Source organism: Xenophilus azovorans DSM 13620, from assembly GCF_000745855.1.
GTDB classification, from domain to species: Bacteria; Pseudomonadota; Gammaproteobacteria; order Burkholderiales; family Burkholderiaceae_C; genus Xenophilus; species Xenophilus azovorans.
Map to the genome: position 1 here is coordinate 1 of NZ_JQKD01000094.1, position 9,028 is coordinate 9,028.

A 9,028-nucleotide genomic window follows, 5' to 3' on the forward strand; every position below is an offset into this window, starting at 1 on the left:
AGGAGCGGCCCGTGTCGCTGCGCCGCTTCGGCTACAGGCTGGCCCTGTGGCGCGGCGCCGACGGCCAGGTGCACGCGCTGGAGGACCGCTGTCCGCACCGCGGCGCGCCCCTGTCGCAGGGCGTGACCATGGGCGACCGCCTGTCGTGCCCCTACCACGGTGTGGAGGTGCGCTGCGACGGCGTGGTCACCAGCGTGCCCGGCAGCCCGGGCTGCAAGCTCGAGGGCCAGAAGGCCACGCGCAGCTTCCACGTGCGCGAGGTGGCCGGGGCGGTGTTCCTCTACAACGCCAGCGAGCCGGTGGACGAGCCGCCCCCGCTGGTGCTGCCCGAGCAGCTCACCGACGCCGAGGCCTATTCCTCCTTCCTGTGCTACACGGAGTGGAAGTGCGACTACCGCTACGCGCTGGACAACGTGATGGACCCGATGCACGGCACCTTCCTGCACAAGCAGTCGCACTCGATGGCCGAAGGGGACAGCACGGCCAAGTTCTCGGTGCGGCCCACCGACACGGGCTTCGTGTTCGAGAAGGAGGGCCAGCGCAACGTGAACTTCGACTGGACGGAGTTCGGGGACACGGGCATCCACTGGATGCGCCTGGAGATCCCGTACCCGAAGACGGGCGGGCCGGGGGGCAACTTCATCATCGTGGGCATGTGCACGCCGATCTCGGCGCAGCTGTCGGCGGTGTTCTTCTGGCGGGTGCGCAAGCTGGCGCCGGGCTGGCAGCGCGACACGTGGCGCTTTTTGTACCGCAACCGGCTGGAGGCGCGCCACTGGCACGTGCTGGAGCAGGACCGGGTGGTGCTCGAGCAGATGCCCCAGGACGCCAATCAGCACGAGAATCTGTACCAGCACGACCTGGGCATCGTGCGCCTGCGCCGCTACCTGCGCGGGCTGGCCCAGCAGCAGGTGGACAAACAGGACGCTGCCTCCGCCTGAACGGCCGGCCGCGGGCGCGGCGCCGTTACAGTCGGCGCCGCCCCGATGAAAAAAGCCGACATCGTCCCCTTCTTCGCCACGCTCCAGGCCGCCAACCCGGCGCCCAGGAGCGAACTGGAATATTCCACCCCCTTCGAGCTGCTGGCCGCGGTGCTGCTCTCGGCGCAGGCCACCGACGTGAGCGTCAACAAGGCCACGCGCAAGCTGTTCCCCGTCGCCGGCACGCCGCAGGCCATCCTCGCGCTGGGCGCCGAGGGGCTGGAGCCCTACATCAAGACCATCGGCCTGTACCGCAGCAAGGCCAAGCACCTGGTCGAGGCCTGCCGCATCCTGGTCGAGCGCCACGGCGGCGAGGTGCCTCGCACGCGCGCCGAGCTGGAGGCGCTGCCCGGCGTGGGCCGCAAGACCGCGAACGTGGTGCTCAACATCGCCTTCGGCGAGCCGACCATCGCGGTGGACACGCACATCTTCCGCGTCGGCAACCGCACCGGCCTGGCGCCCGGCAAGACGCCGCTGGAGGTGGAGCTGAAGCTGGAGAAGCGCGTGCCCAAGGAATTCGTGCAGCACGCGCACCACTGGCTGATCCTGCACGGGCGCTACGTGTGCGTGGCGCGCAAGCCCAAATGCTGGGAATGCGCGGTGCACACCTTCTGCGACTACAAGCCCAAGACGCCCGCGCCGGGCTGACGAGACCCGCCCAGGCAGCGCCATTCGCCGTGGCCGATGGCGTCCTGCGGCCAGTCGCCGGCCTCGCGCACGGTGCGCCGGCCGCGTTCGACCAGGCCCGCGGCGCGCATCACGCCGGCATGGGTGAACCACGCCGCGTCGCGGCCGCCGGAGCGCCAGTCGTCCCAGGCGGCCGCCACCCGCTGCATGAAAGCGCGCGTGCTCTCGCCGTGGCCGCCGGGCCGCGCGTCGGCGAAGTCGGCCAGCCAGGCATCGAACTCGCTGCGCGCGATGGCGGACCAGGGCCGGCCCTCCCAGGCGCCGAAGTCCATCTCGGCCAGGCGCACGTCGGTCCGCACCGCGCCGAGGTCGGGCCGCAGCCGCGCGACGGCCTCGGCGAGGACGGTGCAGCGCACGCGCGGCGAGGTCCACAGCGCCACGCCCGCCGGCAGCGCGGCCGCGATGCGCGCCGCGGCTTCGGCCGTGTGCGCGGGGTCGGCCGGCAGGTCGCTCGCGCCGTAGCACAGGCCCGGCGCGCACAGCACCGGCGCATGGCGCTGCATCCACAGCCTCATGCCGGCCAGCGCCATGCCAGCGCGAGGTAGACGGCCAGCTCGGCGAGCTGCTGCGTCGCGCCCAGGCCGTCGCCGGTGAAGCCCTGCAGGCGCCGGCGCAGCAGCCGGCCCATCCACAGCGCGGCGAGCGCGGCGGCGACCACCATCGCCGCCGCCTTCGCAGGGCCCAGCGCCACCGCGACGGGCAGCAGCGCCGGCAGCGACCACGCCACGCCGACCGCCAGCGCCGGGCCCGACAGCGCATCGGCCAGCGGCTTGGACTTGCTCGTCCCCTCGTCGCCCACGTGCGGCAGCGCGCGGATCACGGCCAGCGGCGCCAGCCGCGACAGCACGTGCGCCGAGAGCATCGCCGCCGCCACCGCCCAGGCGCCCTGCCCCGCCAGCGCCGCCAGCAGCGCGACCTTGAGCATCAGCGCGAGCACCAGCGCCAGCGCGCCGTAGCTGCCGATGCGCGAGTCCTTCATGATCTGCAGGGCGCGCTCGCGCCCGGCCGATCCGCCCAGGCCGTCGGCCGTGTCGGCCAGGCCGTCCTCGTGGAAGGCGCCGGTCATCCACACCGTCGCCGCCGTGCTCAGCAGCACCGCCGCCAGCGGCGGCAGGCCCGCCTGCGCGAGCAGGAACACGCCCGCCGCCACGCCGCCCACCAGCCAGCCCACGCCCGGGAAGTGCGCTGCGCTGGCGCGCAGCATCGCCGGGCTGTAGCCGACCCACGCGGCCAACCGGCCCGTCACCGGCACGCGGGTGAAGAACTGCAGCGCGAGCAGGAAGTGGCGCAGCGCGTTCATCCCGGGCGGCCGGCGGCCTCCTCGTCCACCGCCTTCTGCGCGGCGCGGAAGAAGGCCTCGCGCGCGGCGGCCGCCTGGGCATCCTGCGCCGACGGCCAGTCGGCGTTGAAGGCGATCACCAGCTGCCGCCGGGGGTCGATGAAGATGCCCTGGCCGAAGATGCCGCGCGCCGCGAAGCTGCCGTCGTCGTAGGTCCACCACTGGTAGCCGTAGCCGCGCCCGGGGATGCCGATGTCGGCGCGCCGGGTGGTGGCGTCGGCCAGCCAGTCGTCGGGCACGATGGGCCGGCCATCGACGCGCGCGCCTTCGAGGATGAACTGGCCGAAGCGCGCGAAGTCGCGCGGCGCGGCCTGCAGGCAGCAGCCGCTGATCTCCTGCCCGGTCTTGCTCAGCAGCCAGGTGGCGGGGCGCTCCATGCCGGCAGGCTGCCACACCTTCTCCTGCAGGTACTGCGCCAATGGCTTGCCGGTGGCCTGGGTGACGAGGATGCCGATCAGGTTGGTCTCGCCCGTGCTGTAGTGCCAGCGCGTGCCGGGGGGCGCCTCGCGCGGCAGCGTGCGCATGTAGCTCACCAGCGCATCCACGCCGGGCTCGGGCCGGTGGTTGTTGAAGCGGGCCACGTCGGAATTCGGGTCGCCGTAGTCCTCGTTCCAGCGCACGCCCGAGGTCATGGTCAGCAGCTGCCGCACGCTCACGTCGTCGTAGGCGGAGCCCTTCATCTGCGGGATGTAGTCGCTGACCTTGTCGTCCAGGCTCCTGATGCCACCGTCGCGCACCGCGGCGCCCACCAGCGTGGAGGTGAAGGACTTGGCGACGGAAAAGCTGGTCCAGCGCCCCGCGGCATCGAAGCCCAGGCCGTAGCGCTCCAGCCGCAGCCTGCCGCCCTGCAGGATCAGCACCGCCGCGCCGTGCTGGCTGGCCAGGAAGGCATCCGCGTCGATGCCGAGCGCGAGCGGCGGGCCGGGCGGCAGCGGCCTGGGCGCGGCGCCGGGCGCGACGGTGTGCCACTTGGCCAGCAGCGGGATGCGGTCCATGGCGCGGAAGGCCGCATCGCGCTGCGCCTGGCTCCAGAACAGCACGTCGCGGTCGGTGGGCAGCGCCCTGAGCAGGCCGCGCGTTTCCTTGTCGAGGCTGAACCAGCCGGCCACGCCGGCCAGCACCAGGAGCGCCAGCGCGCCCAGGACGATTTTCTTGAAGGTCTTCACGAGGGGTCTCCCGCCGCAGATGGCGCGCATGTTATCCACGCGCCCTGTTCTGCCAGGGCCGCGCGCGGCGTCAGCCCCGGGTCGACACGCCCGCCGACTCGAAGCTCGCCATCTCGCGCAGGATGCGGCAGGCCGACTCCAGCAGCGGCCAGGCCAGCGCGGCACCGGAGCCCTCGCCCAGCCGCAGGTCCAGATCGAGCAGGGGCGCGAGGCTCAGCGCGCGCAGCATCGGCGCATGGCCCGGCTCGGCCGAGCCGTGGGCCGCCACGCAGCGCTGCACCACGCGCGGCTGCAGCGCATGCGCCACCAGCACGGCGGCGCTGGCGATGAAGCCGTCGACCACGATCACCCGCCGCTCCTGCGCGGCCTGCAGCACGGCACCGACGAGCGTGGCGATCTCGAAGCCGCCGAAGGCCGCCAGCGCATCGAGCGGCGCGGTGGCCCGCGCATGCCGCGCCAGCACCTCGCGCAGTACGTCGCGCTTGCGCGCACGGCCGGCGTCGTCCAGCCCGGTGCCGATGCCGGTGCAGGCGTCGATGTCCTGCCCCGCCAGGCGGGCCAGCAGCAGCGAGGCCGACGAGGTGTTGCCGATGCCCATCTCGCCCGGCAGCAGCGCGTTGCCCGGCAGCGCGCGCACGATGTCGCGGCCGTTGGCGATGGCCGCGTCGCACTGCGCGCGGGTCATCGCCGGGCCTTCCAGCATGTCGGCCGTGCCGGGGCCGATGCGCCGCCGCAGCAGGCCGGGCTGCGTGGGCAGCTCGCGCGCGATGCCGCAGTCCACCACCGTGAGGGCCAGGCCGTGCTGGCGCGCCAGCACGCTCACCGCGGCGCCGCCGGCCAGGAAGTTCAGCACCATCTGCGCCGTCACCTCCTGCGGGTAGGCCGACACGCCGCGCGCCGCCAGGCCGTGGTCGCCGGCGCACACCAGCATCTGCGGCCGTTCCAGGCGCGGCGCCTCGGTGCCGAGGATCAGGCCCAGGCGCACGGCCAGCGCCTCCAGGCGGCCGAGCGCGCCGAGCGGCTTGGTCTTGTGGTCGATGAGCGACTGCAGGCGCGCGGCCAGTTGCGGGTCGTCGATGTCGGGCAGGTCGGGGATCAGCGGATCGGTCACGGTGCGGGTCGCAGCAGCCCGGCGAGCACACCGGGCTGGAAATGGTCGTCGATGAAATCGGCCAGGCCGTCGAACACGGCGTCGAGCGTGGGCACCTCGGCGCCGAACAGCGCGTGCAGCGCCGCCGCGTCCTCGAACAGGCCGTGCAGGTACACGCCCAGCACGTTGCCGCGCGCGTTGCGCCAGGCCAGGCCGTCCGGCATCGCCTCGCCGCCGTCGCCGGCCAGCGAGGGATGCAGCGCGGTGCGGCCGTGGTGGATCTCGTAGCCCGCCACCTCGCAGCCCGCGAGCGCCGCCCACGGCCCGTCCAGCGCGCCGAAGCGGGCGCGGCGGTGGCGCACCGTCTTCTCGCGCTCGAACACCGTCACCAGCGGCAGCAGGCCCAGGCCGGCGGCGTTGCCGTCGATGCCGTGCGGATCGACCAGCGCCTCGCCCAGCATCTGCAGGCCGCCGCAGAGGCCCAGCACCGCGCCGCCGGCCGCGGCGTGCTCGGCGATGGCGCGGTCCAGGCCCTGGCGGCGCAGCCATTGCAGGTCGTCGGCGGTGGCCTTGGAGCCGGGCAGCACGATCCAGTCGGCGCCGGCCAGTTCGCCCGGCGTGCGCGCCCAGACGAGACGCAGGCCGGGCACGCGCTTGAGCGGCTGGAACTCGTCGAGGTTGCTGATGCGGGGATAGGCGACAACGGCGACCGTGAGGCGTGCGTCGGCGGTGCCGGTCGTGCCGGCATCGAACACACCGTCCTCCTCCGGCAGGCCGTGCTCGCGCCACATCGGCAGCGTCGCCACGGTCGGCACGCCGGTGAGCTGCTGCAGTTGCTGCGGCCCCGGCGCCAGCAGCGCCGCGTCGCCGCGGAAGCGGTTGAGCACGAAGCCCGCCAGCCGCGCACGGTCGGCCTCGGGCATCAGCGCCCAGGTGCCGTACAGGTGGGCGAAGGCGCCGCCGCGGTCGATGTCGGTGGCCAGCAGGCAGCGCGCATCGGCATGGCGGGCCATGCGCAGGTTGACGATGTCGCTCGCCATCAGGTTGATCTCGGCCGGCGAGCCCGCGCCTTCCAGCACCACCACGTCGTGCGCTGCGGCCAGCGCGTCGAAGGCCTCGGCCACCTGCGGCCACACGAGGGCGCTGCGTTCGCGCCAGGGCACGCGCGCCATCGCTTCGTCGACCCGGCCCATCAGCACCACCTGGCTGGCCGTGTCGCGCTCGGGCTTGAGCAGCAGCGGGTTCATCCGCACATCCGGCACGGCGCGCGCGGCCAGGGCCTGGAAGTACTGGGCGCTGCCGATCTCGCCGTGGTCCACCACACGGGCGTTGTTGCTCATGTTCTGCGCCTTGAAGGGCGCGACCTTCAGGCCCCGGCGCGCATACCAGCGGCACAGCGCGGTCGCCAGCCAGCTCTTGCCGGCGCCGCTGGTGGTGCCCAGCACCATCACGCAGCGGGCGGGCATGGGCGGACGGAAAAGCGATGCATGGGGCCGGCATTCTCCCATCCGGCGGCGGCGCGCCTGCGTAGTTGTACGGAGCCGCTGGGGTAGCCGCACGCATGGCCGGCCCGCGCCGCGCTGCCTACAGTGGGCACCATGCGCACGCTCCCCGACACCCATCGCCGCCGCTGCCTCGCCGCCCTGCTCGCCGGCCTGGCCGCCGCCGGCGGCGCCCTCGCCCAGGTCGCGCCGCAGCCCGCCGAAGTGCAGGCCTACCAGGGCCTGCACCTGGCCGCCTGGCACGGTGACGTTCCTCGCCTGAAGGCGCTGCTGGCCGCCGGCGCCGACGTGCAGGCCACCGACGGCCGCGGCCGCACCGCCCTGCACGTGGCGGCGCACGCCCGCCAGCGCGAGGCCATCCGGCTGCTGGCCCGGGCCGGCGCGCCGCTGGACCGGCTGGACGGCGACCGCTACGACGCCGTGACCATCGCCGCGGTGGCCGACGACCCCGAGACGCTGTCGCTGCTGCTCTCGCTCGGCGCCTCCGCCCGGCAGGTGACGAGCCGCTACGACGGCACCGCGCTCATCGCCGCCGCCCACCTGGGCCACGACGAGGTGGTGCGCCGCCTGATCGCCGCCGGCGCGCCGCTGGACCACGTGAACAACCTGCACTGGACGGCGCTGATCGAGTCGATCGTGCTCGGCGACGGCGGTCCGCGCCACCAGCGCACGCTGGATGCGCTGGTGAGCGCCGGCGCCGGCCTGCAACTGGCCGACCGCCAGGGCCGCACGCCGCTGCAACTGGCGCGCTCGCGCGGCTTCGCCGCGATGGTGCAGCGGCTGGAGGCGGCCGGCGCGCGCTGAGAAGGCGTGAACGAACCCGACATGCCCGCTCGTTCTGCCACGCCGGATCCATTCACACCTTCTGATGCGGCCAGGTCGTGGCATGCTGCGCGCATGACCGAGCACAGCACGCCTCCCGACCTGCCCACCTACGACGACGTGGCCGCGGCTTCCGCGCGGCTCGAGGGCCAGGCCCACCGCACGCCGGTGATGACCTCGCGCACGCTCGACGAGGAACTGGGCGCGAGCGTCTTCCTCAAGTGCGAGAACCTGCAGCGCATGGGCGCCTTCAAGTTCCGCGGCGCCTTCAACGCGCTGGCGAAGTTCAGCCCCGCGCAGCGCCGGGCCGGTGTGGTGGCCTTCTCGTCGGGCAACCATGCGCAGGCGATCGCCCTGGCGGCGCGCATCCTGGGCATGCCCGCCACCATCGTCATGCCCGAGGACGCACCGGCCGCCAAGGTGGCGGCCACGCGCGGCTACGGCGGGCAGGTGGTGCTGTACGACCGCTACCGCGACGACCGCGAGCAGATCGGCCGCGACATCTCGGCGCGGCAAGGCTGCACGCTCATCCCGCCCTACGACCACCCGGACGTCATCGCCGGCCAGGGCACGGCGGCGAAGGAGCTGATCGAGCAGGCCGGCGAGCTCGATGCCCTGTTCGTCCCGCTGGGTGGCGGCGGGCTGCTGTCGGGCTCGTGCCTGGCGGCGAAGGCGCTGTCGCCGCGCTGCCGCGTCTTCGGCGTGGAGCCGGAGGCCGGCAACGACGGCCAGCGCTCGCTGCGCGAGGGCCGCATCGTGCACATCGACACGCCGCACACCATCGCCGACGGCGCGCAGACGCAGCACCTGGGCCAGCACACCTTCGCCATCATCCGCCGCGACGCGGCGGACGTGCTGACCGCCACCGACGCCCAGCTCGTCGATGCGATGCGCTTCCTCTTCACCCGCATGAAGCTCGTGGCCGAGCCCACCGGCTGCCTGGGCCTGGCCGCGGCGCGCGCCATGAAGGACACGCTGCGCGGGCTGCGGGTGGGCGTGGTGCTGAGCGGCGGCAACGTGGACCTGGCCCGCTTCGCCGGGCTGACGGCGGGCTGAGATCGCAAGGTCACGCCGCCATGCCGTCATCGGGCGGCGCCAGGGTCGGCGGATCCACGAACAGCCGCTGCCACAGTTCGACGCCGGCGAGCATCATCAGCAGTTCGCCGAAGTCGGCGCGCCCGGCACGGTGAGCGTCCATCACCTGCTGCACGACGGCCAGATCGAACAGCCCCCGGTCCCTTGCAGGCCCTTGCAGAATCAAGCGCTCGATCCCGGCGCCCAGGCCGCCCCGCAGCCACGCCCCCATCGGTGATCGCACCCATTGCTTGCGGCGATAGACGACGTCGCCGGGCAGCAGGCGCCTGGCGTCGACCAAGGCCTTGAAGAAGGCCTTCAGCTCGAGCCCGTGCGCCTTGTATCTTTAAGCCTCGGACCGGCTCGGG

At 73.7% G+C, this 9,028-nt stretch carries 9 protein-coding genes and 1 pseudogene; 4 read left to right on the top strand and 6 right to left on the bottom strand.

Going from position 1 to position 9,028, the window contains the following annotated elements; all coding sequences use genetic code 11:
• The coding region (locus Q392_RS25620; protein WP_038214985.1) for an aromatic ring-hydroxylating oxygenase subunit alpha at nucleotides 1–941 on the top strand (941 nt) is incomplete at its 5' end.
• A 45-nt stretch (nucleotides 942–986) separates the two neighbouring features.
• Nucleotides 987–1,628, top strand: a complete 642-nt coding sequence (nth, locus tag Q392_RS25625; RefSeq protein WP_038214997.1) for an endonuclease III — start codon at nucleotides 987–989, stop codon at nucleotides 1,626–1,628.
• Here nth and Q392_RS25630 read toward each other — a convergent pair.
• The 5 genes from Q392_RS25630 to Q392_RS25650 form a co-directional block, all read right to left on the bottom strand.
• Nucleotides 1,598–2,182, bottom strand: coding sequence for a histidine phosphatase family protein (locus Q392_RS25630; protein WP_051953969.1), 585 nt, complete (start codon nucleotides 2,180–2,182; stop codon nucleotides 1,598–1,600). The genes nth and Q392_RS25630 overlap by 31 nt on opposite strands.
• A complete protein-coding gene (gene cobS, locus Q392_RS25635) occupies nucleotides 2,179–2,967 on the bottom strand; it encodes an adenosylcobinamide-GDP ribazoletransferase (RefSeq protein WP_038215000.1) in 789 nt (262 codons plus the stop codon). Before cobS ends, Q392_RS25630 begins: the two co-directional genes overlap by 4 nt.
• Nucleotides 2,964–4,172 (bottom strand): serine hydrolase domain-containing protein, encoded by a 1,209-nt coding sequence (locus Q392_RS25640; protein ID WP_038215003.1) that lies wholly within the window; start codon nucleotides 4,170–4,172, stop codon nucleotides 2,964–2,966. The genes cobS and Q392_RS25640 overlap by 4 nt, the downstream gene beginning before the upstream one ends.
• A 70-nt stretch (nucleotides 4,173–4,242) precedes the next feature.
• Nucleotides 4,243–5,283 carry a nicotinate-nucleotide--dimethylbenzimidazole phosphoribosyltransferase gene (cobT, locus tag Q392_RS25645; protein ID WP_038215005.1) on the bottom strand — a complete coding sequence of 347 codons (1,041 nt, stop codon included), beginning with the start codon at nucleotides 5,281–5,283 and terminating at the stop codon, nucleotides 4,243–4,245.
• A complete protein-coding gene (locus Q392_RS25650) occupies nucleotides 5,280–6,728 on the bottom strand; it encodes a cobyric acid synthase (protein WP_038215008.1) in 1,449 nt (482 codons plus the stop codon). Before Q392_RS25650 ends, cobT begins: the two co-directional genes overlap by 4 nt.
• A 132-nt stretch (nucleotides 6,729–6,860) precedes the next feature.
• On the opposite strand from Q392_RS25650, the gene Q392_RS25655 reads away from it, so the two are divergent.
• The gene (locus Q392_RS25655; RefSeq protein WP_051953968.1) at nucleotides 6,861–7,568 is read left to right on the top strand and encodes an ankyrin repeat domain-containing protein; all 708 of its coding nucleotides are present in this window, start codon (nucleotides 6,861–6,863) and stop codon (nucleotides 7,566–7,568) included.
• Between the two features lie 93 nt (nucleotides 7,569–7,661).
• Complete coding sequence (locus Q392_RS25660; RefSeq protein WP_038215010.1) at nucleotides 7,662–8,642, top strand: threo-3-hydroxy-L-aspartate ammonia-lyase; 981 nt, start codon at nucleotides 7,662–7,664, stop codon at nucleotides 8,640–8,642.
• 10 nt (nucleotides 8,643–8,652) lie between these two features.
• Here Q392_RS25660 and Q392_RS25665 read toward each other — a convergent pair.
• Nucleotides 8,653–8,988 (bottom strand): annotated as a pseudogene (locus Q392_RS25665) (asparagine synthase-related protein); the annotation flags it as partial.
• Nucleotides 8,989–9,028: the final 40 nt, after the last annotated feature.

What these genes read in the sequence shown, in the direction of transcription:
- nth (WP_038214997.1), top strand. Translation starts at nt 987, where the DNA reads ATGAAAAAAGCCGACATCGTCCCCTTCTTCGCCACGCTCCAGGCCGCC.
- Q392_RS25630 (WP_051953969.1), bottom strand. Translation starts at nt 2,182, where the DNA reads ATGAGGCTGTGGATGCAGCGCCATGCGCCGGTGCTGTGCGCGCCGGGC.
- cobS (WP_038215000.1), bottom strand. Translation starts at nt 2,967, where the DNA reads ATGAACGCGCTGCGCCACTTCCTGCTCGCGCTGCAGTTCTTCACCCGC.
- Q392_RS25650 (WP_038215008.1), bottom strand. Translation starts at nt 6,728, where the DNA reads ATGCCCGCCCGCTGCGTGATGGTGCTGGGCACCACCAGCGGCGCCGGC.
- Q392_RS25655 (WP_051953968.1), top strand. Translation starts at nt 6,861, where the DNA reads ATGCGCACGCTCCCCGACACCCATCGCCGCCGCTGCCTCGCCGCCCTG.
- Q392_RS25660 (WP_038215010.1), top strand. Translation starts at nt 7,662, where the DNA reads ATGACCGAGCACAGCACGCCTCCCGACCTGCCCACCTACGACGACGTG.